At 61.0% G+C, this 26,281-nt stretch carries 18 protein-coding genes; 7 read left to right on the forward strand and 11 right to left on the reverse strand.

Going from position 1 to position 26,281, the window contains the following annotated elements; all coding sequences use genetic code 11:
* Positions 1–94: 94 nt before the first annotated feature.
* Positions 95–3,568, forward strand: coding sequence for a pyruvate carboxylase (locus AC3WOY_RS06775; protein WP_492422033.1), 3,474 nt, complete (start codon positions 95–97; stop codon positions 3,566–3,568).
* A gap of 120 nt (positions 3,569–3,688) precedes the next feature.
* Here AC3WOY_RS06775 and AC3WOY_RS06780 read toward each other — a convergent pair whose 3' ends face one another.
* Positions 3,689–5,113, reverse strand: coding sequence for an IS1182 family transposase (locus tag AC3WOY_RS06780; protein WP_492421647.1), 1,425 nt, complete (start codon positions 5,111–5,113; stop codon positions 3,689–3,691).
* Between the two features lie 297 nt (positions 5,114–5,410).
* Between AC3WOY_RS06780 and AC3WOY_RS06785 the strand changes: the two genes are divergently transcribed.
* The 4 genes from AC3WOY_RS06785 to phnE are packed head-to-tail and all read left to right on the forward strand — an operon-like array spanning position 5,411 to position 8,706.
* The gene (locus AC3WOY_RS06785) at positions 5,411–6,250 is read left to right on the forward strand and encodes a putative selenate ABC transporter substrate-binding protein (protein ID WP_492429215.1); all 840 of its coding nucleotides are present in this window, start codon (positions 5,411–5,413) and stop codon (positions 6,248–6,250) included.
* 2 nt (positions 6,251–6,252) lie between these two features.
* The gene (locus AC3WOY_RS06790) at positions 6,253–7,071 is read left to right on the forward strand and encodes a phosphonate ABC transporter ATP-binding protein (protein ID WP_492422035.1); all 819 of its coding nucleotides are present in this window, start codon (positions 6,253–6,255) and stop codon (positions 7,069–7,071) included.
* Between the two features lie 7 nt (positions 7,072–7,078).
* Positions 7,079–7,915, forward strand: a complete 837-nt coding sequence (locus AC3WOY_RS06795; RefSeq protein WP_492422037.1) for a PhnE/PtxC family ABC transporter permease — start codon at positions 7,079–7,081, stop codon at positions 7,913–7,915.
* The gene (gene phnE, locus AC3WOY_RS06800; protein WP_492422039.1) at positions 7,912–8,706 is read left to right on the forward strand and encodes a phosphonate ABC transporter, permease protein PhnE; all 795 of its coding nucleotides are present in this window, start codon (positions 7,912–7,914) and stop codon (positions 8,704–8,706) included. Before AC3WOY_RS06795 ends, phnE begins: the two co-directional genes overlap by 4 nt.
* Before the next feature lie 79 nt (positions 8,707–8,785).
* On the opposite strand, the gene AC3WOY_RS06805 is transcribed toward phnE, so the two are convergent.
* Both AC3WOY_RS06805 and AC3WOY_RS06810 read right to left on the reverse strand, forming a co-directional pair.
* The gene (locus tag AC3WOY_RS06805) at positions 8,786–9,091 is read right to left on the reverse strand and encodes an HU family DNA-binding protein (RefSeq protein WP_272938364.1); all 306 of its coding nucleotides are present in this window, start codon (positions 9,089–9,091) and stop codon (positions 8,786–8,788) included.
* 129 nt (positions 9,092–9,220) lie between these two features.
* Positions 9,221–9,700, reverse strand: a complete 480-nt coding sequence (locus AC3WOY_RS06810) for an outer membrane lipoprotein (protein WP_492422041.1) — start codon at positions 9,698–9,700, stop codon at positions 9,221–9,223.
* A gap of 188 nt (positions 9,701–9,888) precedes the next feature.
* Between AC3WOY_RS06810 and AC3WOY_RS06815 the strand changes: the two genes are divergently transcribed.
* Positions 9,889–10,776, forward strand: a complete 888-nt coding sequence (locus AC3WOY_RS06815; RefSeq protein WP_492422043.1) for a YihY/virulence factor BrkB family protein — start codon at positions 9,889–9,891, stop codon at positions 10,774–10,776.
* Between the two features lie 3 nt (positions 10,777–10,779).
* Here the strand turns inward: AC3WOY_RS06815 and AC3WOY_RS06820 are convergent, their stop codons facing one another.
* The 5 genes from AC3WOY_RS06820 to AC3WOY_RS06840 form a co-directional block, all read right to left on the reverse strand.
* Positions 10,780–11,289 (reverse strand): CinA family protein, encoded by a 510-nt coding sequence (locus AC3WOY_RS06820; protein WP_492422045.1) that lies wholly within the window; start codon positions 11,287–11,289, stop codon positions 10,780–10,782.
* A 57-nt stretch (positions 11,290–11,346) separates the two neighbouring features.
* Positions 11,347–13,614 (reverse strand): CHASE2 domain-containing protein, encoded by a 2,268-nt coding sequence (locus tag AC3WOY_RS06825; protein WP_492422047.1) that lies wholly within the window; start codon positions 13,612–13,614, stop codon positions 11,347–11,349.
* 23 nt (positions 13,615–13,637) lie between these two features.
* Entirely contained in the window at positions 13,638–15,266 is a 1,629-nt protein-coding gene (locus AC3WOY_RS06830) for an HD domain-containing phosphohydrolase (RefSeq protein WP_492422049.1), read from the reverse strand.
* 112 nt (positions 15,267–15,378) lie between these two features.
* Positions 15,379–16,146 carry an MBL fold metallo-hydrolase gene (locus AC3WOY_RS06835; protein ID WP_492422051.1) on the reverse strand — a complete coding sequence of 256 codons (768 nt, stop codon included), beginning with the start codon at positions 16,144–16,146 and terminating at the stop codon, positions 15,379–15,381.
* The gene (locus AC3WOY_RS06840) at positions 16,143–16,427 is read right to left on the reverse strand and encodes a hypothetical protein (RefSeq protein WP_492422053.1); all 285 of its coding nucleotides are present in this window, start codon (positions 16,425–16,427) and stop codon (positions 16,143–16,145) included. Before AC3WOY_RS06840 ends, AC3WOY_RS06835 begins: the two co-directional genes overlap by 4 nt.
* 82 nt (positions 16,428–16,509) lie before the next feature.
* Between AC3WOY_RS06840 and AC3WOY_RS06845 the strand changes: the two genes are divergently transcribed.
* Complete coding sequence (locus tag AC3WOY_RS06845; protein ID WP_492422055.1) at positions 16,510–18,873, forward strand: ATPase, T2SS/T4P/T4SS family; 2,364 nt, start codon at positions 16,510–16,512, stop codon at positions 18,871–18,873.
* On the opposite strand, the gene AC3WOY_RS06850 is transcribed toward AC3WOY_RS06845, so the two are convergent.
* The 3 genes from AC3WOY_RS06850 to AC3WOY_RS06860 are packed head-to-tail and all read right to left on the reverse strand — an operon-like array spanning position 18,866 to position 26,236.
* Positions 18,866–19,408 (reverse strand): Crp/Fnr family transcriptional regulator, encoded by a 543-nt coding sequence (locus AC3WOY_RS06850; RefSeq protein ID WP_492422057.1) that lies wholly within the window; start codon positions 19,406–19,408, stop codon positions 18,866–18,868. The two genes, AC3WOY_RS06845 and AC3WOY_RS06850, sit on opposite strands and share 8 nt — an antisense overlap.
* An 8-nt stretch (positions 19,409–19,416) precedes the next feature.
* Entirely contained in the window at positions 19,417–20,292 is an 876-nt protein-coding gene (locus AC3WOY_RS06855) for a FecR family protein (protein ID WP_492422059.1), read from the reverse strand.
* Positions 20,261–26,236 carry a two-partner secretion domain-containing protein gene (locus tag AC3WOY_RS06860; protein ID WP_492422061.1) on the reverse strand — a complete coding sequence of 1,992 codons (5,976 nt, stop codon included), beginning with the start codon at positions 26,234–26,236 and terminating at the stop codon, positions 20,261–20,263. Before AC3WOY_RS06860 ends, AC3WOY_RS06855 begins: the two co-directional genes overlap by 32 nt.
* Between the last annotated feature and the right edge of the window lie 45 nt (positions 26,237–26,281).

A 26,281-nucleotide genomic window follows, 5' to 3' on the forward strand; every position in this document is an offset into this window, starting at 1 on the left:
GGGTTACGTACCTGTTGAAAAACTTTCACGCCAGCGCAGGCCCGATGTCTTATGCTTGCGCCAAACGAATTCCTAACTTTGCATGCCAACCAACATGAAGACGCCTCAGCATCGTCATCCCATCCGCAAGATCCTCGTCGCCAACCGCTCCGAAATCGCCATCCGCGTCATGCGCGCCGCTGCCGAACTCGGCATCCGTACCGTGGCTATCTATGCCAATGAGGACAAGTTCGCCCTGCATCGCTTCAAGGCGGACGAGTCCTATCTCGTCGGCGAAGGCAAGAAGCCGATTGCCGCCTACCTCGATATCGACGACATCATTCGGATCGCGAAGGAAGCGCATGTCGACGCGATCCATCCTGGCTACGGTTTTCTCTCGGAAAATCCCGACTTTGCAGAAGCCTGCGCGAAGAACGGCATCACCTTCATCGGCCCGCAGCCGGAAGTCATGCGCACGCTGGGCAACAAGGTAGCGGCACGCAATGCCGCCGTCGCAGCAGGCGTACCTGTCGTCCCGGCAACCAAGGCACTGCCGCATGAGATCGAGCAGGCGAAGAAGATGGCCGCCGAGATCGGCTACCCGCTGATGCTCAAGGCAAGCTGGGGCGGCGGCGGACGCGGCATGCGCGTGATCGAATCGGAAGCCGAGCTGCCGGGCCAGCTGGAAGTGGCGCGCCGCGAAGCGCTGGCTGCATTCGGCAATGACGAGATGTACCTCGAAAAGCTGGTGCGTCGCGCGCGCCATGTCGAGGTACAGCTGATGGGCGACAAGCACGGCAACCTGGTACACCTGTTCGAGCGCGATTGCTCGGTGCAGCGGCGCAACCAGAAGGTGGTGGAACGCGCACCTGCTCCCTACCTCGACGACCAGACCCGAACCGAACTTTGCGATGCAGCTTTACGCCTCGGCCGCGCAGTCAACTATACCCACGCCGGCACCGTCGAATTCCTGATGGATGCGGATACCAACAAGTTCTACTTCATCGAGGTCAACCCGCGCATCCAGGTCGAGCACACCGTCACCGAGCAAGTGACCGGCATCGATATCGTCAAGGCGCAAATCCGTGTTTCCGAGGGCATGGCCATCGGAGAGAAGGATGAACATGGCGCAGGCATTCCCGCGCAGGCAGACATCCGCCTGAACGGCCACGCACTGCAATGCCGGGTGACGACGGAAGACCCGGAAAACAATTTCACCCCAGACTACGGCCGCCTCGTTGCCTACCGCAGCGCGGCAGGCTTCGGTGTCCGCCTCGATGGCGGCACCGCCTACTCGGGCGCGGTGATCACACCCTACTACGATTCGCTGCTGGTCAAGGTGACTGCCTGGGCGCCGACCTCGGACGAGGCGATCGCCCGCATGGACCGCGCGCTGCGCGAGTTCCGTATCCGCGGCGTGTCGACCAACCTGCCCTTCCTTGAGAACGTCATCAACCACGATCAGTTCAAGTCGGGCGAATGCATCACACGCTTCATCGATACGACACCGGAACTGTTCCAGTTCGCCAAGCGCCGCGACCGCGCAACGCGCATGTTGCGTTTTATTGGCGATGTCGTCGTCAACGGCAATCCGGAGATGAAGGGCCGCAAGGGCATCGACGGCGTGATCCCCACGCCGCTGCTGCCGAAGGTCCATCGTTCGGAACCGATCCTGCCCGGCTCGCGCGACAAGTTCAAGGAGCTCGGCGCGGAGAAATTCGCGCAGTGGATGAAAGACCAGCCGCAGGTGCTGCTGACCGACACCACGATGCGCGATGCGCACCAGTCGCTGTTCGCCACCCGCATGCGTACCGCCGACATGCGCGCCATTGCGCCTTACTATGCGCGCATGCTGCCCAACCTGTTCTCGATGGAATGCTGGGGCGGCGCGACCTTTGACGTGGCGATGCGCTTCCTGAAGGAAGACCCGTGGGAGCGCCTCTCGCAACTGCGCGAGGAAGTGCCCAACATCCTGTTCCAGATGCTGCTGCGCGCCTCCAACGCGGTGGGCTACACCAACTACGCGGACAATGTTGTGAAGCATTTCGTCGACCAGGCGGCCAAGGGCGGCGTCGACCTGTTCCGCGTGTTCGATTCGCTGAACTGGGTGGAGAACATGCGCGTGGCGATCGATGCCGTGCGCGAGTCCGGCGCGCTGTGCGAAGGCGCGATCTGCTACACGGGCGATCCCTTCGATCCGTCGCGCCCGAAGTACAGCCTGAAGTATTACGTCGACATGGCCAAGCAACTGGAAAAGGCCGGCGTCAACATTCTCGGCATCAAGGACATGGCCGGCGTGTGCAAGCCGCACGCGGCACGCGAACTGGTCAAGGCACTGAAGGAAGAAGTCGGCCTGCCGATCCATTTCCATACGCACGACACCAGCGGCATTGCCGCCGCCTCGGTGCTGGCTGCCGTGGAAGCGGGATGCGACGCCGTCGACGGCGCGATGGATGCGATGAGCGGCCTGACCTCGCAGCCCAACCTCGGCTCCATTGCTTCTGCACTGCAGGGGACCGCGCGCGATCCGAAATTGGACAAGCAGGCGATGTTCGAGATTTCGCAGTACTGGGAAGGCGTGCGCCGCCAGTACGAACCCTTCGAAGCAGACATGCGTTCCGGCACCTCGGATGTGTACCGTCATGAAATGCCGGGCGGCCAGTACACCAACCTGCGCGAACAGGCGCGCGCGATGGGCATCGATCACCGCTGGACGGAAGTGGCGCAGGCGTATGCCGACGTCAACCAGTTGTTCGGCGACATCGTGAAGGTGACGCCGACCTCGAAGGTGGTGGGCGACATGGCGCTGTTCATGGTCGCCAACGACCTGACGCCGGAGGACGTGAAGAACCCGGACAAGGAGGTCGCCTTCCCCGAATCGGTGATTTCGCTGTTCAAGGGTGAACTCGGCTTCCCGCCGGACGGCTTCCCGAAGGCGCTGGAACAGAAGGTATTGAAGGGCGACAAGCCGATGGTTGGACGACCGGGCGCGAACCTGCCTCCGGTCGACTTGGCGAAGGCCAAGGAAGAGGCGGAGAAGGCAGTCGGCCGCTCCATTACCGAGCAGGAGCTCGCCTCCTACCTGATGTATCCGAAGGTCTTCCGCGACTACGCCGAGCATCGCCGCAATTTCGGCGACGTCTCGGTGCTGCCAACACCGGTCTTCTTCTATGGCCTCCAGCAGGGCCAGGAAATCTCGGTGGACATCGACCAGGGCAAGACATTGGTGGTGCGCCTGCAGGGCCGCACCGAGCTGGAGGAAGAAGGCCAGAGCAAGCTGTTCTTCGAACTCAACGGCCAGGCGCGCATGGTGCGCATCGACAAGGCCGGCGCGCTGAAGCTGGTCACGCATCCGCGCGCGCAGGACGGCAATGCGAACCATGTCGGTGCACCGATGCCGGGCATGATCGTGACGCTGGCGGTGAAGCCGGGCCAGAAGGTGGCCAAGGGCGACCCGCTGGTCTCCATCGAGGCAATGAAGATGGAAACCATGATCCGTGCCGAACGGGATGCGGTGGTGAAACACACACACGTCAAACCGGGCGCGGTGGTCGCTGCAAAGGACTTGCTGGTCGAACTCGCCGACTGAGCATCCGGCTATTCATGCAAAGGGCTCGCACATCCAGGCTGTGTAAAAAGTCTGACGTTGGCACTCAACAAATTGCCCCGCTTTGGCGGGGCAATTTGTTTTTTGAAGTAGAAATCGGGCTCAGGCCCGCAGTGTCTTCGTGAGTGTTTGACTTCCGATCATGTGCACCACGCGCTTGAGGTTATAAGCCATTACAGCCAGGCTCAATTCGGCGCGAGCTCCCTTTAACCCGCGCAGTAACAACCGGGCATTGCGCAGAATTTGCTGCTTGATGGTCCCAAATGGGTGTTCGACGGTCTGGCGTCGCAGGGCCATCATGTGCGGCGCCGCTGCCACGCGTACCGCATTGGCCTGTACAGCCTCTTCGTGCCAGTGACGGCTGACCAGGCGCCGGCTGCTGACGGTGCATTTCCCCTTGTGCGGACAATTGGCGCAGTCATCCGGGGAGGCCGCATAGATCACCGACTTGTCCTGGCGGCACACCTGTTTGCGCCTGAGGATCTTGTTGGCCGGGCAAGTAAAACAGTCCCTACTGGCGTCGTAGCGAAACATCGCCTTGTCGTACAGCGTGCCATCACCTTGATTGTTCGGCGTGTGGGATGGCGCCACATAGCCGGTCATCCCCATGTCCTGCAGCGCCTGCAAATGCTCGCCATTGGCGTAACCAGCGTCGGCGACTACTTCAGGCTGGGTCTGGAGCACCTGGGCGACGCCTTGCGCCATCGGCATCAGTTGCCCCACATCCGACGTGTCATTGCACACTTCATGATGCACGATCAGATGGCTGTCGGTGTCGACTGCTGTTTGCAGGTTGTAGCCCGGTGCCCCATGCAGCGATTTCATCGCGCGCGCCTGCGGCTCCGTCAGCACGCTCGATGTGGCCTTGCCTTTGGCTAGCCGGGCCACTTCTGCGCCCACTTCATCCTGACGCTCGCGTAAGCGCTTGAGCGCCCGCCTGAACGCGCCGGCGCCGGGGCTGCCTTGCTCCTCTTGCCGGTCTGCGGCTTCCAGCTGCTCCAGATAGTGCGCTACTTCGCTCGCCAGTCGCTGCTGTTGGCGCTCCAGATCGGCCGCCTTGCCAACCGCCTTGCGCGAGGCGACGGCTTGAACCTTGCTGCCGTCAATGGCCACCACTGTGCCGCCCACCAGCCCGGCGCGCCTCACAAACTGCACAAACGCAGCGCAGCTTGCCACCAACGCCTCGCTGTTGTGTCGCCGGAAATCGGCAATCGTCTTGTGGTCCGGCACCAGTCGTCCCAGCAGCCACATGCATTCGACATTGCGCCGGCATTCCCGCTCGAGCGCGCGCGATGACCGGATGCCATTCAGATAGCCGCACAGATACAGCTTGAGCAAATCGCCCGGGTCATACGGCGGCCGCCCCAGTATGCCCGCATGGGCTTTGCCAAAACCCAGTGTTCGCAGATCGAGCGCGTTCACCCAGGCGTCAATGACCCGAGCCATCGCGTCCTCCTCGATCAGCTCGTCCAACTTCACTGGAAACAACACTGCCTGATCCCGGCTCTCTCCGCCACGATGTCCCATGCCTGACTCCCAAAAACAAAATCCCCGTCCAATTCACATTGGACGGGGATTGATTGCTTTGGTTTACCGGCTACAAGGACTTTTTACACAGCCTGACATCGCGAGCCCTTTTTGCTTGATGGATTGACAATGATTGCCGTTCCACCCGGCACCTCATCGTGAAATCGGTGTGACGCGCACCGGGGCTTTAATTAAAATACAAGCTTTTACGCGCGGCTGTCCGCGCCTTTCCGAAACCCCTCCTCCCATCCAACAACCATGAAACGACCCAGCCTTTCCGCTTCCTTCAAGCACGTGATGCGCGTAACGATCGCCGCGACCGCAGTTGCCCTCGCCGGCATCGCGCACGCCCAGCAGGTGCTGCGTGTCTCCGCCATCCCTGACGAAGCCCCCACCGAGCTGCAGCGCAAGTTCAAGCCGCTCGGAAGCTACCTCGAGCAGAAGCTGGGCATGAAGGTGGAATTCGTGCCGGTCACCGATTACGCTGCTTCGGTGGAGGGCCTGGTCAACAACAAGCTCGACATGGTGTGGTTCGGCGGCTTCACTTTCGTGCAGGCAAAGATCCGCAGCAACGGCAAGGTGATCCCGATCGTGCAGCGCGAAGAAGACGAGAAGTTCCGTTCGGTCTTCATCACGACCAACCCGGCGATCAACAAGCTGGAAGACCTGAAAGGCAAGACCTTCACCTTCGGCTCCGAATCGTCGACGTCCGGCCACCTGATGCCGCGCTCGTTCCTGCTCGCCGCGAACATCAATCCGGACACCGACATGAAGCGCGTCGCGTTCTCGGGCGCGCATGACGCGACCGCCGCCGCGGTTTCGGGCGGCAAGGTGGATGCCGGCGCACTGAACATTTCGGTGTGGGAGAAACTCGTCGGGCAAGGCAAGGTGGACGGCAAGACGGTGCGCGTGTTCTACACGACGCCCGGCTACTTCGACTATAACTGGACGGTGCGCGCCGACATGGACCCGGCGCTGCGCAAGAAGCTCACGGATGCCTTCCTCGCCCTGAACGCCAACGATCCGCAAGGCAAGGAAATCCTCGAATTGCAGCGCGCGACGCGCTTCATCCCTACCAAGGTCGACAACTACGAACAGATCGAAAAGGCTGCACGCAACGCAGGCCTGCTGAAGTAACAATGACGTTTGCGCTGCATGGCGTCTCCGTACGCCATACCTTTACCGGCTCCGGCCCTGCGGCATTGCAGGAGGTGACGCTGTCCATCGGACAGGGCGAACAGGTGGCGATGATCGGGCCATCGGGAGCGGGCAAGACGACCTTGCTGCATACCCTCGCCTGTGCGCATCGCCCGGACAGCGGGAACATGACGCTGTTCGGCATCGCCCCCTGGGCAGCAAGCGACAGGCAGCGCCATGCGCTGCGCGTGCGCCTGTTCCTGGCGCCGCAGACACCGCCCTTGCCACCGCGCCAGCGCGTCGTCACCGCCGTCCTCGCCGGCCGGCTTCCGCAATGGAGTTTGTGGCAGGCGCTTGCCTCGCTGTTCAAGCCGGCCGATCCGGAGGCTGCTTATGAGGCGCTTGCGCGATTCAACCTGCAGGACAAGCTGTACGCGCGCGTGGATCGCCTTTCCGGGGGCGAAAGGCAGCGGTGCAGCATGGCCCGCCTGATCGTTTCCAAAGCCGAAGCCTTCCTGGTGGACGAACCGCTGTCCGCGCTCGATCCCGCCCTCGCGGTCCAGACGCTCGCGGTATTGCAGGAGGAAGCAGCTTCGCGAAAAGCGGCGCTTGTTTGCAGCCTGCACCAGGTGGAACTGGCGCGCGCGCATTTCCCGCGCATCATCGGCGTTCGCGCCGGACGCATTGTCTTCGACGCGGCACGCGAAGCGGTAACGGATGACATGATCGATGCGCTGTATCGCCATGCGGATCGCGTGCCTGTGATGGATGAACCGCTGGATGCGCCGGCAGCGGTGCCGCTGCCGACGCGCTGCTTCTGATTCGCCCATGTCTCTGTTTTCCTCGCACCCGACGCATCCGGACCCGGCCTGGCATGGCCGCATTGCCGCTGTCATCCTGGCGCTTGCCGTGCTGTGGCCGATGCTGTCCTGGAGCGAATTCAAGCCGTGGCTGCTGCTGGACGAGCAAAGCCTCAATGCAACCGCGCGCTTCCTGGCCGCCTTCGTGCCGCCGGCCCATTCGCCCGAATTCCTGCAGCTTGCAGCGCAAGCGACCTGGGAGACGATTGCGATGGCGACTGCGGGAATGGCGCTCGCCCTGCTGGGTGCAGTGCCGATGACGCTGATCGTCACCGAACGCCTGTCCTTGTCGCGCATCGGTACCGGTCGCATCGGCCTGTTCGGCCGCGCGCTGCGGCAGGCGGTGCGCTGGTTCCTCGTGATGCTGCGCAGCGTGCCGGAACTGGTCTGGGCACTGCTGTTCGTGCGCATCGTCGGCCTGGGTCCGACTGCGGGAGTGCTCGCGATCGCCCTGACCTACTGCGGCATGCTCGGCAAGGTCTATGCCGAAATCCTGGAATCCTCCGACGCCCATGCCAGCGACACCCTGCTGCAGAACGGGAGCGGCCGCCTGTCCGCGCTGCTCTATGGCGCACTGCCCGATTCGGCCTCGGAACTGGTTTCCTATACGGTGTACCGCTGGGAATGTGCAATCCGCGGTTCGGTGGTGATGGGTTTTGTCGGTGCCGGCGGACTCGGCCAGCGCATGGATGAATCGATGAAGATGCTGGCGGGCGGCGAAGTATCGACCATGTTGCTGGTTTTCGTGCTGCTGGTGGCCTGTGCGGACGGCGTCAGCAAACTGTGCAGGCGGAGGCTCGCATGAACCGGTCGGCCTTGCCTCCCGCTCCGCGCGTGCGGCTGTCGACGCTGGCCTTGCTTGCCGCGATGGCGCTGCTCGTGGTCGCGAGTTTTGCCACCTTGTCCCTGCAGTGGAAGGCGTTTTTCACGCTGGATGCGGCGCGGACGACCGGCGAATTCCTGCTCGGATTCGCGCCGCCGGAACTGTCTTCCGGATTCCTGGGGAAGACTGCCGTCGCGACCGCCGAGACGCTTTCCATGTCCGCCCTGGGTACAGGCATCGCTGCCCTGCTCGGACTCGCCCTGGCGCTGCCTGCCAGCGGCCGTTTCGGACAAACGGCACGCGCTGTCACGCGCATGCTGCTGAATGTGTCGCGCTCGATTCCGGAACTGGTCTGGGCATCCATCCTGCTCATTGCCGCCGGCCTCGGCCCCTTCGCCGGCACGCTCGCGCTGGCTGCGCATACCTCGGGCGTGCTGGGCCGCCTGTTCGCCGATGCGCTCGAAAACACTTCGCCGCTGCCTGAGTCGTCCCTGCACATCAACGGCACGCAGCCTGCGGCCGCCTTCCTTTATGCGACGCTCCCGCAGGCGATCCCGCAGATGGTGTCCTACACGCTGTACCGCTGGGAAAACAATATCCGTGCGGCCGCCATCCTCGGCGTGGTCGGCGCGGGCGGACTGGGGCAAATGCTGAAGTACCACCTGTCGCTGTTCCAGATGCAACAGGCGGCGACGGTCATCATCGCGATGCTGCTGCTGGTAGCGGTCGTGGACGCGGCCAGCTTTTCGCTGCGCCGGCTCATGACACGCTGAATGAAAAAAGGGTGACGCGCGTTTCCGCTGCGTCACCCTTCCGGATGCGGTTGTCCGGCACCTGTGTGCCGAAACAGGATCAGCCGTTGACGGCGTCCTTGAATGCCTTGCCTGCCGAGAACTTGACGGTCTTGGCGGCAGCGATCTTGATCTCTTCGCCGGTGCGCGGGTTGCGGCCGGTACGTTCTGCGCGCTTGCCGCATGCAAAGCTGCCGAAACCGACGAGCTGCACGGTCTTGCCTTCTGCAACGGACTTGACGATGTTGTTGATCACGGAGTCGAGTGCACGTTGTGCGGCAACCTTGGACAGATCGCAGTCCGCTGCAATTGCATCAACCAGTTCAGTCTTGTTCATTAAATGTTCCTCCTGAGAAAAGGCACAGATTCTAGCATCAGGTCTTGACGTAGTCTGTAGGTATTTTTCCACAGCCGCCGCAGCGGCCGGGGATGTTCAATTTTCGTTCAAATGCCCGTCTGGCGGGAGGTATAGGATAAAACAAACCGGCGTTTTGTATCAGTAACGATACGCCCGGTCGTTTTCAACCCTGACCCGGGCACCGACCTGGAGGTCTGCTGCGCTGTCCTGCGTCACCGTCCGGTAGCTGCCGTTGTCCATGCGGATGCCTACCTGGTAGGCATTGCGGGCCTGGCTGCTTCGCTCGATCTGGTGACCGACCATGGCGCCGCCGATCACGCCGGCCACGGTGGCAGCCTTTTTCCCGCTGCCGCCGCCGACCTGGTTGCCGAGCAGGCCGCCCACGACGCCGCCGACCACCGCCCCCGTGCCGATGCCGTTGCCGCCGCCTCCCTGGACGAGTTGGATCGACTCGACCGTGCCGTAGGAACTGCCATAGGCTGGCCCGGCGGCCGGATAGGTCTGTACGGGCGCCGGATAGGACGGGCCCACGACGGGGTATTGTTGCCCCTGGCTGGCGCAGCCGGAAAGGATGATGGCGGCAACGACGGCGGAGAGAGAAAGTTTGGGATTGATCATGGCAGACCTCACTGGTTGTGAGGTCATTTAACGCCAAAGGGCAAGTCTCTTCCAGTGTCGATCAGTAAGGATTGCAACAAGATGTATCGGCCGAACCGCCATTGCCGCCGGTTGTCTGTCCTCATGAAAGCCTGCGCTCGCCAACCAGATCATCCTGCACAGGCATACCTCTCTATCCGATGACCTCCATGGCACCTGCCCCTGACAGGCCGCATACCTTCGCCCAGCGCCTGCGCAAGCTCCTCGTCGGCGCCGTCGAGGAATGGATCAATGACCGCGCCTCGAGCAAGGGGGCGGCGCTCGCCTTCTATACGCTCTTTTCGCTGGCACCGGTACTCGTCATGGTGCTGGCGATTGCCGGCGCCATCTTCGGGGAGGAGGCGGCACGCGGCGCGATCTTCCGGGAGCTGAATGGCCTTGTCGGACCGGCAGGCGCCGAGGCGATCCAGTTATTGCTGGCAAACGCACGCAACCCGAAGGCCGGCGCACTGGCCACCCTGATCGCCCTCGGCCTGCTCGTCGTCGGCGCAACCACCGTCTTCGGCGAACTGAAGGACAGCCTCGACGAAATCTGGGAAGTGCCGCAGGCCTACCAGCCGGGCATCATCCTTTTCATCCGCTCGCGGCTGCTCTCGTTCAGTCTGATACTGGTCCTCTCCTTCCTCCTGCTGGTGTCGCTATCGGTGAACGCGGCACTGGCCGTGCTGGAAAAATACCTCGGGGGATTCTGGGGCGATGCCACGTATGTCCTGCTCGCACTGTCGTCGGTGATTTCATTCGCGGTGATCGCTGCGCTCTTTGCGGCCATCTACAAGTTGCTGCCGCAGGTGCGGCTGCCCTGGCGCGATGTGTGGGTAGGGGCGTTTGTCACGGCCGGCCTGTTCCTGGTCGGCAAGAAGCTGATCGGCGCCTATCTGGGCAACAGCGAGTTCGTCACCAGTTTCGGCGCCGCCAGTTCCATCATCGCGCTGCTGATGTGGGTCTATTATTCCGCGCAGATATTCTTTCTCGGCGCGGAACTGACGCGGCAGTATGCCCTATGGTTCGGCAGCATGAGCAGCCGCGAAGCGACCTAGCACTCAGCTGGACCGCGGCCCCGTACCATTGGCAAGCTGGGCATGATAGTGGACGATGCGCTCGATGGCATATTCGGCGCCCGCCTTGCGCACCGCATTGCGGTCGCCTTCGAAACGGCAGGTTTCGGAGAACACAAGGGTCGTTCCCTCATGCTCGAATCCCCAGGCAAAGCAGATGGTGCCGGGTGGAATGCCGTCAGCCGGCTCAGGCCCGGCGATCCCTGTATTGGCCACGGCAGCGGTCGCATGGCTGTTGCGCAATGCGCCCTGCACCATTTCGCGCGCGACGGCTTCGCTGGTCAGGTTGTATTTCTCGATGGTTGCCGGATTGACGCCGAGAAGCCGGCATTTTGTCTCGGGGGCGTAGGTAACGAAACTGCATTCGAGCCAGCTGCCGCAGCCCGGCATGTCGCCAAGGGTGGCGACGACCAGTCCGGCGGTGCAGGATTCGGCGGTGACGAGGCGGAGTTTGTTGCGGTCGAAATAGTCGGCGATGCGCGGCAGGTTTTCCATGTCTCTCCCATGTGGAATCTACACGGGATAGACAAGCCGCGCCCCTGTTCGGTTCGCTTACTTTGTTTCAAAGGTGGTAACGCCGTCCCAGTCCGCGCCGGGCGGATGCTCGCGGTAATGCGCGATCCGCTGCAGGTAGAGCTTGTACAGGACATCGTCCGGATGGCCGGCAAGAAGCGCATTGAGCAATGCTTCGGCCTTGTCCCATTCCTGGGCACGGACAAGGCCGAGCGCCTCGTGCCATTTTCCGGCTGTCGCGCGGACAGCCTCGTCGATTTCCGCATCCAGTCCCAGCGGCTCGAAAATCGGCACCGGCTCGTTCTTGCCTTTGACGCGCACCCGGTCGAGCTCGCGGTAGGCAAACTGCGGCGCAGCCAGTTTCGTTGCCTCGCCCACGGCAACGCCGACGCCGTAGACCTTGGTAATGCCTTCGAGGCGCGACGACAGGTTCACCGCATCGCCCATCACGGTGTACGCGCGCCGGATTTTGGAACCCATGTCGCCCACGCGCATCTCGCCCGTGTTGAGGCCGATACCGATCTTCAGGGGCGGCCAGTTGCGTGCGATGAAATCCTTGTTCAGTGCCTTGGCCGTGGCCTGCATCTTCAAGGCGGTGGCAACCGCGCGCGATGCATGGTCGGGCAATCCGACCGGAGCGCCCCAAAAGGCCATCACCGCGTCGCCGATGTACTTGTCGAGCGTCCCGCGATTGCCGCGGATGTCTTCCGACATCGCTGTCAGGTAGATGTTGATGTATTCGCGCAGCGCATTCGGGTCGAGTCCTTCCGAAATGGTGGTGAACCCGCGCACGTCGCAGAACAAGACGGTCAGCTCGCGGCTTTCGCCTTCCATGCTGTAGCTCTCGGGATTGGCCGCCATCTCGGCCACGAGTTCCGGCGCGACATATTCGCCGAACAGGTTGACCATCGCCCGGCCCTTGCGGTATTCGAACAGGTAGCCCCAGGCGATATTGAAGATGAATAGCGCCACCACCAGCAGCAGGGAGATGGCGATAGGCACGACCCAGTTGAGGTGCTGGTACATCGCAAAGTTGGCACCGATCACCGCAGCAATGGCGGCAAGCGACGCCAGGATGGACAGCATGGGCGACAGCACCGGCAGCAGGAGTCCGAGCACGATGCCAATCACCAGCACCTGCGCCAGCTGGAGGCCGATGATGAAGTCCGGCTCCTGCTTGAAGTCGCCATCCATGATGGAAGAGATGATGTTGGCGTGCATCTCCACGCCGGGATAGTCGGTGTTGACCGGCGACGGACGCAGATCCTTGAGGCCGGCCGATGTCGTCCCGACCAGCACGATGGTGTCGGCGAGGTGCTCCATCGGGACTTTTTCCTGGAGCACATCGACTGCCGACACATAGCGATACTGCCCTCCCCTCGGTCCGCCGGGGCCCCGATAGTTGATCAGCGCGGTCATGTGCCGTTCGAGGGGAATGACGGTCGTCTTCGGCTTGGTGTTGAGGCGCAGCTCCTTCAACGCGCCATAGGTCCTGTGCTCTTCGCCGCTGAGCTGGGTTTCATCTTCGGTATAAAAAACGGGCTTGATCCTGCTCGCCCCCAGGCCGACCCGCGCAGTGGCCAGCGCCAGCGATTCGTAATAGTTGTCGCCCACGCGGGCCAGCAGGCTCAGGCGGCGGATCGTGCCGTCCGGATCCTGCGTCGGATTCATGAAGCCGCCGGCCCTGGCCGCTGTCTGGAGTGCCTCCAAATTGCTGGCGTAGGACTTGTAGACGGCAGAGTCGACCTCCATGCCGCCAAGTTCCGACACTGAAAAGGCCGGCGCCGGCAGCAAGCCTTTGGTAATGGCGTCGGGTTCGTTGGAGAGGAAATAACCGAGGACAGTAGGACGCCCTTCAAGCGCCGCAGCCAGGTGATGGTCATAGTCGAACCTTGGCTTGAGCGAGCGGACGCGTTCCGCGAAACCCGAAATGTCCCTGAACTCCTTGCGCGCGAGTCCTTCCAGCGTGCCGTAGCCGGAGCTGGTATCGGCTTCGGAAAAGATCACGTCGAAGCTGACCGACTTGACGAAGTATTTCTGGTCGAGCGTCTCGACCAGTTTCGCCACGACGTTCCGGCTCCACGGCCAGCGGCCCACTTCGGCGATGCTTTTCTCGTCGATGTCGACGATGACGACGCGCGGGTCCAGCTCGCCCTTCTGCACGCGCATGCGCATGTCGTAGGCGAGGACGTCGAGACGTTCGATGAAGGAGACGGAAGGGAGATAGGCGATCTGGAGCGCGGCGAGCAGCGTCATGCCCAGTGCCACCGCCCAGCGCGAACCCAGCTTGGAAATCAATCGCAGCATGCCCCTCCCCCGTCGAATGCCGGTCAGGGCTTGTAGCCCGGTATCCTGGTGACATCCACCTCATCGATCTGCGCGGGATCCATGAAGCGTTTCGCGTACGTGAGATAGACCTTCTTGCGGATGAAGACGTCGAAGAGATCCGGATCGATGTGGTTGCGCAGCACGAAACCGCCGAGGATTTCCAGCGACTCGCTGAGGGTCTTGCCCTTCTTGTAGGGGCGGTCCTTCGCGGTGAGCGCCTCGAAAATATCGGCGATCGCCATCATGCGCGCCTGCACCGACATCTGGTCGCCGCGCAGCCCGCGCGGATAGCCCTTGCCATCCATCTTTTCGTGGTGGCCGCCGGCATATTCCGGCACTTGCTGCATGTGCTTCGGCCATGGCAGCGATTCCAGCATGCGGATCGTGACCGAGATGTGGTTGTTGATGATTTCGCGTTCCTGCGCATTGAGAGTGCCGGCGCGGATCGTGAGGTTGGTGATCTCGTCCTCGCTGAGCAGGTCGCGCTCGAAACCATCCGGCCCGGTCCAGCGGTAGCGGGCGATGTCGCTCACGCGCTGCTGCGCCTCGGGCGACATCGCTTCCGAGCCAATGTTGGCAAAGCGCAGGAAATCGCGGTCGGCGTCGAGACGCGCCAGCTCCTCGCTCAGGCGCCGGTTGATTTCTTCGTGGCGCTTCGTGTCATTGCCAGCGGCCAGCTTCTCTTTCAACGAGCGGATCTCCGCATCGCGCTTGAGTACCTCGAATCGCGTATCGACCACGTGGATGCGGTCGAACAGGGTTTCCAGCTTGGTGGCCTTTTCGACCACGTGCACCGGCGTGGTGATCTTGCCGCAGTCGTGCAGCAGGCCGGCGATCCACAACTGCTTGCGGTCGCGCGGGGTCATCGTGAAATCTGCGAGCGGTCCGGTGTCGATCTCATGGACCGCATCCGCCAGCATCATCGTCAGTTCCGGCACATGCTCGCAGTGACGGCCGGTGTGCGGCGATTTTTCGTCGATGCCGATGTTGATCAACTTGACGAAGGATTCGAACAGGTTCTCCAGCAATTTGATCAGTTGCTGGTTGGTCAGCGCGATCGCCGCCTGGGACGCCAGCGCCTCGATGAATCGCTGGTCGGTGTCCGAGAAGGCGCGCGTCTCGCCGGTTGCCGTATCCTTCGCGTTGATCAGCTGCAGCACGCCGATGACCTCGCCTTCGTGGTCCATCATCGGCACGGTCAGGAAGGACTGCGAATGATAATGGAAGGTCTCGTCGAACTTCCGCATCCCCGAGAAGTTGAAGACGTCGACCTTGTAGACGTCCTGGATGTTGACCGAGGTGCCGGTGTTGGCCGCGTAGGCCGCCACCGCGCTCAGGTTCTTTGCGCCGGTAGAGGTATACAGGGGAATGTCGGGAATCTCGATCTCGTGTCCGCTGGTGCCGCCCTGATGCATGCCCAGCGTGTCGTTCATCGAGATGTTGAAGCACAGCGCCTGCTTGTCCTCGCGCGTGATGTAGAGGGTGCCGCCGTCCGCATGCGTCATGCTCTTGGCTGCCGTCAGTATCCTCTCAAGGAGCAGAGGCGTGTCGTGGTTCGTGCTCAGCTCGACGCTCAGCTCGGTCAGGCGCTCCAGTCTTTGCGCAATGTCTGTGTAAGTCGAGTCACTCATTGTATTTGTTGGACGCCGTTGTGCCGCCAGAGCGCAAGCGCGCTGTCTATCCACCGGCGCAGCCCCATCGGTCACACTTCAGTCGCTGCGCGGTCTTTCGACAAACACTTGTTCAGAAAACGAATTCATCCCCGCATTTCAGCGCGCGGAAGGGGCGCCCTTCACCTTCCTCCGCCAGCTCGCGCATGATCTGGTCTTCCTGGCCGGGCTTCAGGTGGTAGATCAGGAATTCGATGGCATGCGTCATTCCACGGATGTCCTCGATCAGCGACCGCGGGCAGAAATGCATGGACTTGGCGGCCAGTTCCATGTCGGCGTTGGTGAATGAGCAGTCGACAATGACCTTCGAAAGACCTTTTTCGTTTTGCAATACCGTCCAGAGGTCCGGTGTGGAAGACATGTCGCCGGAGAACAGGAATCCCGACCGCGCGTTCTTGACCATATAGGCGACCGAGCCGACTGTGTGGTTGACGATATGCGGGGTGAGATGGCGGTTGCCGAGATCGACCGTTTGTCCCGGCTCGACGATTTCCCAGCGCATCGACGGACGCTCGTTGCTGGGGATCGTGGCAAAGTCGGGCCACAGCACCCAGTTGAACAGATGCTTCTTCAGCGAAGCGATGACCTTTTCCGTTCCGTGCACGGTGATCGGAGAGGAACGCTTGCCCTGGATCGAATCGACCAGCAGGGCGAGGCCAGCCACATGGTCGAGATGGCAATGCGTGATGAACACATGCTCGATGCGGACCAACTGATCGACTTCCAGGCTGGTTACACCGGTGCCGGCATCCAGGAGAATGTCATCATCTACCAGCAGGCTGGTGGTTAAACGCTCGCGTCCACCGATTCCTCCGGCGCATCCAAGTACCTGCAATTTCATTGTGCGACGCCCGGGCGGCCCGGGCCAGTTGTTGTGTGCGGCGCATCAAGGGGAGCCGGGCAACAAGCCCGCTTCAAACGCATCACATCCAGCAAATGCATGACGCTCCTCCTCTTGCTTTTTTGAATGATTGTAGACCGAATCTGACGGATTGCGGCTTTTTCGTCGTCCCAAACCAGATGCTGAAAATTAAGCGCAGCCCGATGATACATTTTTGCAACGTGATCCATTATGATGGAAGAACAGGCCGCATGCGGCCAATGACCAGATACCGATTCCATGTCCACATGCATCCGCAATAGCGCAGCACAGCGGCACGCATGATGTTGATAAAAATGAAACACCCGTGATGGACGACTATTCATGAGCGCGGTTCTCGGAACTCCACGAAGCAATCCCGACGACGCCAATCTCCGCCTGGCGTTCTTCAAGAAGCTGCAGGACGTCACCAACAAGATCCACGCGACCAGCAACCTGGACGAGATCATGATGGACCTGTCGCAGGATATCTGCGATCTGTTCGATGCGGACCGCCTGACCTTGTATGTGCTGGGCGAAGACAAGAACAGCATCGTCTCCAAGATCAAGACCGGCCTGAACTCGTTCAAGGATTTCAAGCTGCCGATCTCGGCGCAAAGCATCGCCGGCTATGCCGCGCTGTCCCGCCGCGTCCTCAACCTTCGCGACGTCTACGACGACAAGGAACTGAAATCGCATTCGCCCGACCTGAATTTCCAGCGCGGCGTGGACCAGGCGACCGGCTACCGGACCAAGCAGATGCTGGTCGCGCCGCTCATCGATGAAACCAGGGGCGAACTGCTGGGCGCCATCCAGTTGATCAACAACCGCTCGGGCGAGTCCTTCAGCGCTATCGCCGAAGAAGGCATCAAGGAATTGTGCAAGACGCTGGCGATCGCCTTCACCCAGCGCCTGAAGCCGATGCCGCTGATCCGCTCCAAGTACAGCATGCTGGTGGAAGAGTCGGTGCTGTCGGCGCCGGAACTCGAGCTTGCCTCCCGCTCGGCGCGGCGCAAGAACGACGACATCGAGGAAGTCCTGATCAACGAGTTCCAGGTCAAGCAGGCCTCGATCGGGCAGGCGCTGTCCAAGCATTTCGGCGTGCCCTATGAGCAGTTCAAGGCGGATCGGGTCAAGCCGGTAGACCTGCTCAAGAACCTGAAGCGCGATTTCGTCGAACAGAACCTGTGGGTGCCGATCGAGGAAGGACCGGAAGGCATGGTCATCCTCGCCATCGATCCCGAGCACGTCCGCAATGCGCGCGTCATCAACAACATCTTCCCCAAGGCGAAGCTCGCCTATCGCGTGACGACCAATCGCGAATTCGCCCAGACACTCGACCAGTTCTACGGCGCGGAAGGCGACCTGACCTCGGTCGGCGACCTGCTGTCGGGAATGGAGGATGGCGGCGACGAGGAAGGTTCGGAACTGTCGGAAGCCGATCTCTCGGCAGCGGCCGAAAACGAACTGGTCAAGCTGGTCAACAAGCTCATCATCGACGCCTATCGCCAGGGTGCATCGGACATCCACATCGAACCGCGCCCCGGCAAGGAAAAGACCATGATCCGCTTCCGCAAGGACGGATCGCTCGAGCCGTACATCGAGATACCGGCGAGCTACCGCAATGCGCTGGCGGCGCGCATCAAGATCATGTGCGACCTCGACATCTCCGAGCGCCGCAAGCCGCAGGACGGCAAGATCAAGTTCAAGAAGTACGCGCCGCTCGACATCGAACTGCGCGTCGCCACAATCCCGTCCGCAGGTGGCGTCGAGGATATCGTGATGCGTATCCTTGCCGCCGGCGAGCCGATTCCGCTCGACAAGCTGGGCGTGCTGCCGCACAACCTGGAACGGCTGAGAGGCGCGGTCAGCAAGCCCTACGGCCTGTTCTTCGTGTGCGGCCCGACCGGCTCGGGCAAGACGACGACGCTGCATTCGGTGCTCAACTTCCTCAATACGCCGGAAACCAAGATCTGGACGGCGGAAGACCCGGTCGAAATCACCCAGAAGGGTTTGCGGCAGGTACAGGTCAACCGCAAGAGCGGCCTCGACTTTGCCACCGCGATGCGCGCCTTCCTGCGCGCGGACCCGGACGTGATCATGGTGGGCGAAATGCGCGACAAGGAAACCGTGTCGATGGGTATCGAGGCATCCCTCACCGGCCACCTCGTGTTCGCCACACTGCATACCAACAGCGCGCCCGAATCCATCATCCGCCTGCTCGACATGGGCATGGACCCGTTCAACTTTGCGGATGCGCTGCTGGGCGTGCTTGCACAGCGGCTTGCCAAACGCCTCTGCTCGAAGTGCAAGCAAGCCTACGAGCCGTCCGAGGATGAGCTGCGCATGCTGCTGGCCGAGTATTGCGAGGAATTGAAGAATACCGAAGCCTTCAAGGATGAAAAGGCCGGCCAGGAAGGCGTGCTCGGTACATGGAAGAAGAACTATGCCGAAAACGGCAAGTTCAAGCTGTATCGCGCTGTCGGTTGCGACCAGTGCAGCAACGGCTACAAGGGCCGCGTCGGCCTGCACGAACTCATGATCGGCACCGACCGGCTGAAGCGGCTTATCCAGGAACACAGCCGCGTGGCGCAGATGCTGGCGGCGGCGCTGGAAGACGGCATGCTGACCCTGAAGATGGACGGTATCGAGAAGGTGCTGTCCGGGATCACGGACATCAAGCAGGTCCGCGCGGTGTGTATCAAGTAACCAGCGGCGCGTTCTTGCGCCGCTCCGGCCCCATGAATTCCACGAGCTTCCCGCTCACGCCCCGCAGGCGCTGGCTGACCAGCTTGGCCAGCTTCGACAGGATGTGCAGCGCCAGCACGGGGCGGTCGTGCATCATGCGCGTATAGCTGTCCTTCGTCAGCAGCAACAGCACGCTGGGCTGCGACGCGATGCAGGTGGCCGACCGCGGTTCGCCGTCAACGATAGACATCTCCCCTACTGTCTTGCCGCGCTGGACCTGCACGATGCGGTGCGGCTTGCCTTCCTGGTCGTACTTGAAGATTTCGACCTCGCCCTTCACCAGCAGGCACATGTAGCTGCCCGGATCGCCTTCCTTGAAGATGATCGTTCCCGCATTCACCTCATAGCACTGGACATAGTTGGCCAGCGCCTCGATGTCTTTCCAGTCGAGATCCATGAACAGTCTTGAATCCGCGATCATTTCGCAGATCTCGTCCTTGAACGCCGCGCCGGCGCCCATCAATGTAAAGCTGTTAGATATCGGTGTGGATTGCATGCATTTTCCTATCGCACTTCGCAGTCGACGGCATTCGATCCCGATGCATTGCCCGATCCGCCCTGCGGGCCGCTGCTCGAGTTGAACGACGGCGGCGGCGTGAACTTGAGGCCCGGGTTGTTCGGCAGGATGACCGGCGGCTGCTGGAAGTTCGCGGTATAACCGAACTGGCCCGCTGAGAAATTCTGCGTGCCGCCCTTGTTGCTCAGGTTGATCATCCCGTCCAGCACCTGCACGTACAGGCCGGGCGCAAGATTGCCGCCTCCCGGCGACGGCGGCTGACCCGGCGCTTGCGCCAGCCGCATCGGCAGCACCTGCAACGGCACCGCCGCCGGCATGTCGCTGCGCACGTCCGCATAGCCCGACACGCTCATCGCCGCCATGCTCGCCATCCCGTACGCAGCCACCGCCTCATCGCTCGGCGCAACGTACTCCGCAATGAAGATCGTGCCGCGAATGCCGATCGTCGCCGTCGGCGTGTTCATCCCGAATTTTTCCTTGTTGCGCTTGCCCAGCGTCCCCGTCACCGCGCGCAAGCCGCCCTTGACCAGGTTGAACGCCGCGCTGTCCTTCTCCGGCTTGTCTTCCTCGAAGCTGAAGTTGTCGATCTTCAGCTGCGAGTTCGGCCGCAGCGTGATCTCGCTGTTGTCGATGAACTTGATCCGTGCGTACGTATCCTTCTCGCTGATGAGCGTGTCACCCTGCTCCACCGACGATTTCACCGCCAGCACCTTGGACGTGCCGTCCGCCTTCTTGGCCAGCAAGGGGCCGCTCAGGTTGGCTACCGTCCCCACGACCTGTGCCGCCCATGCCTGCACCGACAGCAGCAGCACGGCAATGAACAGCAGCGGCTTAATTGCAGTACATCTTCTTGGCTGGTTCATTTTTCTTCGCTCCGCTGTCGTCTGTCGAGGATGTGGTTTTCTTTTCTTCCTTCTTGTCGTCGCTCTTTTCCGACGTTTGCTCCGCAGGCCTATTGACCGTGCCGCCCGAGGAGCTGCCTCCACCCGACTGCACCGGGTTCGACGATGCCCGCGCTGTGGTGAGCACCACCGTGTTGGTCGTCAGGATCACGGTTTGCGTGACGATGTTCGTGGGCGTCGGGCTTGACCCCGTTTCAGTCACAGGCAGCACAGTCTGGCATTCCAGCGCGGACGGATTGGTGATGCACTTGCTGGCCGTCGGCACCACCACCGAGCAGCCTTCCTTGTTCGGGGTAGCCGAGCATTCGGTCAACGTGGGCAGTACCGCCGTACAGCCAGGCAGGGTCGGCGCGCCCATGCAGGCGCTTATGCTGGGCAGTACAACCGTGCAGCCGGCTTGATTGGGATTGGTCGTGCAGCTACTCAGCGTCGGGAGGACAACGCTGCAGCCCGTCTGAGTCGGATTGGTCGTGCAGGTATCGACCGTCGGCAGTACTGCGCTGCAACCCGCTGTCGTCGGCGCTGTGGTGCAGGTGCTCAACGCGGGCAGCACGACCGTGCAACCCAACTGGGCCGGATTCGCCGTGCAACTGGTCAGTGTCGGAAGGACGGTGCTACAGCCCGGCTGCGTCGGATCGGTCGTGCAGGATGCCACCGTGGGCAACACCGCCGTGCAACCTGTTGTGGTCGGGACAGCAATACACGTGTCGAAGGCTGGCAGTATGACTGTACAGCCGGCTGTCGCTGGGGCTGCCACGCATATGTCCATGGACGGAAGCACCGCACTGCACCCTGCCGTTGTCGGTGAAGTGGTACACGTTGCCAGTGTTGGCAACACGACGCTGCAACCTAGCGTACTCGGTGCGCTGGCACAGGTACTTAACGACGGAAGTACTGCCGTGCAACCAGTTTGACTTGGGTTTGCCATGCAAGCGTCAACAGTCGGCAACACCGCGCTGCATCCTGCCGTAGCAGGAGCCGTAATACAAGTGCTCATTGACGGCAAAACTGCGGTACATCCTGCCAACGTCGGAGTCACAGTACAGGTTTCCAGTGCAGGCAAGACACTGGTGCAACCAGACAGTGTCGGATCCGCTATGCATTGATCAACTGTAGGTAGTGCAGGCGTCGACGGTACTTCCGATGCTCCCCCGTAAACGTGCAGAGTGACATTGGATGTCGTCGGCACACTGGTCCCGCCGACGCTATGGGCAGAGAGGATGATCAAGCCAGAGCTGGAAGCGACATTTCCGTTAATCGTCAGAACGTCGGACGGCGAGGGAGATTCAGCAAAGCCGGCTGTCAATGCGATATCCCCAGTTGCGACAATGTCGCCATTCACCGTTAACGAACCAGAACTAGTCGAAATCATCGCCGCCCCGCCCACATTAACCACGGTACCGGCATCCGCGACTGCAGGACCAACGATCACATTGGTGAAATTCAGCATATCGACGCTTCCGTTTGGCGCAGTGATCGAAGCAATACGCGCGAAACTGGTTTGCAGTCCCCCATCTCCATCGATCGCGCCGGCTCCGATGCGGGAAGAAGTTCCGCTAGCCGTAATGTTCAGCACGCCCCCCTTCACGTCGGGACTGGTGCCGGAGCCATAGATGGAACCGCTCGACGTCAGTGTGACAGTGCCGGTTCCGGCATCAACCTGGGATGGAATATGCAACTCGTCGGTTGAAGCTCCGGCAAGCGTAAGTGAAACATTGCCATTGTTTGTTGTTATGCCGGTGAAACTGTAATCGTCCGGCGGTGTACCGCCACTCAAGGTTGTTACGTTAAAGCCTTGTGTATTCTTGAAGCTGAATGCACCAGCTGTCGTCTTTCCGGAAATATTCGTAATGACATTGTTGCCGGTCAATGTAACCGTGCCGCCTGCGCTGATTCCGAGATTAGTTACATTGACAGGGCCGTTCTGTGTAATGCCAGCGCCACTCAACAAGCCAATAGTATGCGTCGATGCATGCCTGTCAATATCTGTGCTTCCACCGACCGAAATACCCTCGACAAAAATGGCACCTGACGGCACGTTTTCCGGATCTGACGCGTTCAAATCCTCTCCGATGCCAATCACCTGTGCATTGACGTTGTACAGCTTTGTCACTCTCAGGCAACTGGTGCCACCACCATCGCACGTCGTTGAACCTACCGTAATCGGACGATTAGGTGAAAACGTGACGATAGAGGCCAAGCCGGCGGTTACCGGCGCGTCAAGTGACAGTGCATCCGCCTGCAGAGAGATGAAACCCGTGCCAGCATTCACGGAGTCGGCAACCGTAAGCGCACCGTTGACCTCAATCTCAATTGCTTGGTTGCCAGTGGTTGTGAGTCCTGTAAGGGCATCCCCTCCGACAACACCAAGCGCAAGATCGGTCCCGTTCGTAAACATGATCTTTCCGGTGTTCATCGCGGTCAAGCGTCCAACACTATTCGTGGTTTGTCCGAGATTGATGGGACCGGTCGTTACGAGCTTGAGCCCTGCCAGGTTTGAACTGGTGATCGGCGCTTCCTGCGACGTGCCGCTTCCACCAGCGGAAAGAACGATACCGGGAGACGTCGCATTGAACGCACCCGCATGCTGGATACCGGACGCACCGCCGAACCCTGAGAACGCCGGAATACTTGCAACAAAGATGCCGTTACTGCTGGTATAGCTGAAAGTATCCGTATCGGCTGCACCTGTAGCTTGACCTGCGATGACGCCGGTAGGATTGGCCTCATCAAGGGTGACCTTCGTTCCCTTGGTATAGACAGCCTTCCCGCCCAAGGTAGCACCGGGAGATTGCGTGATTGCACCCGATGATTCCAAGGCGATTACGCCATCCGGGCTGGCAGAGCTGTATGAACCGCTGATGGTTAAGGCTATCCCCGTCTTTCCTGCAATGCTGCTTCCTACGTTAAGAGGTGCTGCTCCGTTCTTGAACAGGAAGTTCTTGTTCGTTCCACCGGAATGGCCCGCGAGGTTGGTGACAAGATTGGGAGCGGTATTCAGCTTGATGTCTCCGATCGCCGCAATGGCAAGATCATCCTTGGTGATCGTACCGGCGACGACTTGCGTTACATTCCCTCCCGATTCGATGAGCAGGTCGCCGGCAAATGCAGGGGCAATTGCCGCACTGACATGAACGTTTCCTGCCGCAAGGTCACCGATCTTGAGAATTCCGGTGCCGGCAAGCGTATTCAATTCCCCCGTGGACAACTCCAGAGTATTTGCCGCCGCGTCGGTGGCAGATGCACCGAGATCGATGTTCCAACCGGAGGTCTTCGGCAGGAGGTGCAAGGTACCGGTTCCTGCGTTGGTTGTGCCCGCCGCGTTCAATGCCATGCGATCGGCGGTCAGTGTTATTCCGGTGCCGCTCAGTGACTTGGCGGCAGGAACCGTCAATAGGCCCCCCGCCCCCAGGTTAAGACCGGAAGTGCCGGTATTGATCGTTGCAGCTGTCAGGTTTCCGGTTGCTGTCATGTCAACCGGTGCATTTGCACCTAGCGTTACCGAGTTCAATGTGGCGTCTCCCGTATGCATGAGATATACGCTGCTCGGTCCTGATGTCGAGCCGACAGTTATTGATGCGTTGCCCGAACCTCCTATCGAACTTGTCTTGAACATCGCGCTTCCGGAAGTTCCAATCGATCCGGAGCTATTGCTCTGTAGCGTAATGGTGTTCGCAGTCGCAAGTCCCGAACCGCTTTGCAGCAGAGAGCCGGTTGTGCCCGCCTTCAGCGAGAGCGATGCCAGGCTGGATCCAGCTGCAATCTGGCCTGTCAAGGTCAAGTTGTTGGCACCCGTAGTTTCAATGGAAACGGCAGAGGTGGCGAGTGATTGATGACTGACGGATGCCACACTCAAGGGGACATTATTTACAAACGAAATGCCGCCACCTGCAGAGTCCGTCTGTGTGATGTTAAGGATAGCAACGGCATTTGTCGCAGTGTTGAGCGCAATCGACGTGCCAGCTGTCACACTAAGATTTCCCGCCGTGATCTTACCGCTTGATGACTCAAGAACGGAGCCAGTGGTGGCAACGAGCGTTGCCGTGCTTGTACCCGCGTCGATGCCGTAGACCGAGTTGGCGATGTCAAGGTCGCCAGTTCCGACAGTGATGCTGATCCCGTTATTGTTCGTACGCACGCCATTTGAGCCCAATACCGCGCCGACTGTGAGCCCATTCGAATCGGAAAACGATACTCCTCCGTTACCATAAGCCGAAAGCGTACCCACATTGTTTGAGCCATTAGTGAGAAGAACTGCCCCGCCATTGGCATTAGCGAGTAGTTTGTCAACCTGTATCGCGGCAGATTGAGTAATGTTTCCAGACGCCGAATCCATCCTCAGGGTACCTGATGACGCAGTGACAGCACCATTGATAGCGATGGCACCTGCAGCGTTTAATGTCAATGAATTGGCATTACCCCAGGTAATTGGATCCACCACTGAGATATTGCCTGCTCCAATCCCAGAAGCATTGGTCGTCGATACCGTCACATCAGCCGTACCCAGCGCTGTCTGAAGCACACTGGTTGTCAACAGTGAATCCGCGACTGCACCACTGGCAACGAAACTGGTGGGGCCGGAGGTATTGATCGAGAGGTCAGTTCCGCTCATTCCCGCTGCCGTTGCATTTGCCTGGCTGCTCGCGATGTAGATGTTCGTCGGATCCAGCAGCAACGTTCCTGTCGCGCCGCGCGGCGCACGGGTGTCAACCCGTCCTTGCATGTCCAGGAATTTTCCCGATGTCTCGACGAAACCACCGTCACCTGCCTGCTGACCGCCCCGGGCGCTGATCGAACCGTGAAAGCGCGTAGTCTCGTCCGACCAGACGATCACTTTTCCTCCATCACCGCTGGCCACGGCATCCGCCCTGATTTCCACGTCCTTTCCGACCACCGTTTGTTTCGCATTGGCGATCTCGGCATTCTTGCCCTGGTAGTCGCCTCCAATCAGTGCGATTCCACCAGCCGTATCGCCACTGACATCGATCTTGGCATCGCCGAACAATCCAACCCGCTCGCCCAGCACCTGGATTTCGCCCCCCTTGCCCGCGCCCTTCGCGCTGGTCCGGCTGCCCGCCTCCAGCAGCGTATCGCGGCTGGCCTTGAGTACCACCTTGCCGTTCTCGCCCACCACCGCGCTGTCGGCGCTGACCACTCCGCGCTGCTTCACCAGCGCGCCGTAGATGCCCGTCCTGCCGCCCGATGCAATCACCTGCCCCAGATTCAGCGCCTCATGCTCCGGCGCGCTCAGCACCACGCGCAAATCCGGATTGAGTGTATCCACCAGCTGCACCGTGTGGCCCGCTGCCAGCATCACGTCCCCCTTGGGCGAGGTGATGATGCCGCTGTTCTCCACGTTCGGCGCAACCAGGAAGATCTGGCCGCCGGTCGGCGTCGTGATCGCGCCTTCGTTCTTCAGGTTGCCCGCCTTGTCGCCCGCCTTGAAGAGCAGCTTCCCGTTCAGGAAATCTTCATTACTGATGTTGAGCGTGGATGCCACCAGGCCGTTGACGTCGACCTGCGCGCCCTGTCCGAACAGGATGCCGTTGGGATTGACCAGGAACACCCTTCCGTTCGACTGCAGCGCGCCCAGGATCTGCGACGGATCCTGCCCGGTGATGCGGTTGAGCACCGCGCTGTTGGCGTTCTGCTGGATGAAACGCGTGAGTTCGCCCGGATTGATCGAGAAGCTTTGCCAGTTGATGATCGTGCCCGGCGTGTTGGTCACCGACAGCACATTGCCCTGATTGAGGAAGCTGGCCTGGCCATTGACCACCTGCGCGCCGAATGGATTCGCAAGCGCGGTGCCGAAACAGCTACCCACCAGGATCGGGAGTAACCGGCGGCGCAGGATCGCCTGCCTGCCTGCAGTGCGCGGCGTACGCGCGACGGGTTTGGTGCTCATGTCTCCCCCCTGCTTCCTCGGCCCGCGTCATGCCGGGATGTTTCC

The sequence above is a fragment of the Noviherbaspirillum sp. FW303-A3 genome, from assembly GCF_058788695.1.

What these genes read in the sequence shown, in the direction of transcription:
- AC3WOY_RS06775 (WP_492422033.1), top strand. Translation starts at nt 95, where the DNA reads ATGAAGACGCCTCAGCATCGTCATCCCATCCGCAAGATCCTCGTCGCC.
- AC3WOY_RS06780 (WP_492421647.1), bottom strand. Translation starts at nt 5,113, where the DNA reads ATGGGACATCGTGGCGGAGAGAGCCGGGATCAGGCAGTGTTGTTTCCA.
- AC3WOY_RS06785 (WP_492429215.1), top strand. Translation starts at nt 5,411, where the DNA reads ATGCGCGTAACGATCGCCGCGACCGCAGTTGCCCTCGCCGGCATCGCG.
- AC3WOY_RS06790 (WP_492422035.1), top strand. Translation starts at nt 6,253, where the DNA reads ATGACGTTTGCGCTGCATGGCGTCTCCGTACGCCATACCTTTACCGGC.
- AC3WOY_RS06795 (WP_492422037.1), top strand. Translation starts at nt 7,079, where the DNA reads ATGTCTCTGTTTTCCTCGCACCCGACGCATCCGGACCCGGCCTGGCAT.
- phnE (WP_492422039.1), top strand. Translation starts at nt 7,912, where the DNA reads ATGAACCGGTCGGCCTTGCCTCCCGCTCCGCGCGTGCGGCTGTCGACG.
- AC3WOY_RS06810 (WP_492422041.1), bottom strand. Translation starts at nt 9,700, where the DNA reads ATGATCAATCCCAAACTTTCTCTCTCCGCCGTCGTTGCCGCCATCATC.
- AC3WOY_RS06815 (WP_492422043.1), top strand. Translation starts at nt 9,889, where the DNA reads ATGGCACCTGCCCCTGACAGGCCGCATACCTTCGCCCAGCGCCTGCGC.
- AC3WOY_RS06820 (WP_492422045.1), bottom strand. Translation starts at nt 11,289, where the DNA reads ATGGAAAACCTGCCGCGCATCGCCGACTATTTCGACCGCAACAAACTC.
- AC3WOY_RS06825 (WP_492422047.1), bottom strand. Translation starts at nt 13,614, where the DNA reads ATGCTGCGATTGATTTCCAAGCTGGGTTCGCGCTGGGCGGTGGCACTG.
- AC3WOY_RS06830 (WP_492422049.1), bottom strand. Translation starts at nt 15,266, where the DNA reads ATGAGTGACTCGACTTACACAGACATTGCGCAAAGACTGGAGCGCCTG.
- AC3WOY_RS06835 (WP_492422051.1), bottom strand. Translation starts at nt 16,146, where the DNA reads ATGAAATTGCAGGTACTTGGATGCGCCGGAGGAATCGGTGGACGCGAG.
- AC3WOY_RS06840 (WP_492422053.1), bottom strand. Translation starts at nt 16,427, where the DNA reads ATGGAATCGGTATCTGGTCATTGGCCGCATGCGGCCTGTTCTTCCATC.
- AC3WOY_RS06845 (WP_492422055.1), top strand. Translation starts at nt 16,510, where the DNA reads ATGAGCGCGGTTCTCGGAACTCCACGAAGCAATCCCGACGACGCCAAT.
- AC3WOY_RS06850 (WP_492422057.1), bottom strand. Translation starts at nt 19,408, where the DNA reads ATGCAATCCACACCGATATCTAACAGCTTTACATTGATGGGCGCCGGC.
- AC3WOY_RS06855 (WP_492422059.1), bottom strand. Translation starts at nt 20,292, where the DNA reads ATGAACCAGCCAAGAAGATGTACTGCAATTAAGCCGCTGCTGTTCATT.
- AC3WOY_RS06860 (WP_492422061.1), bottom strand. Translation starts at nt 26,236, where the DNA reads ATGAGCACCAAACCCGTCGCGCGTACGCCGCGCACTGCAGGCAGGCAG.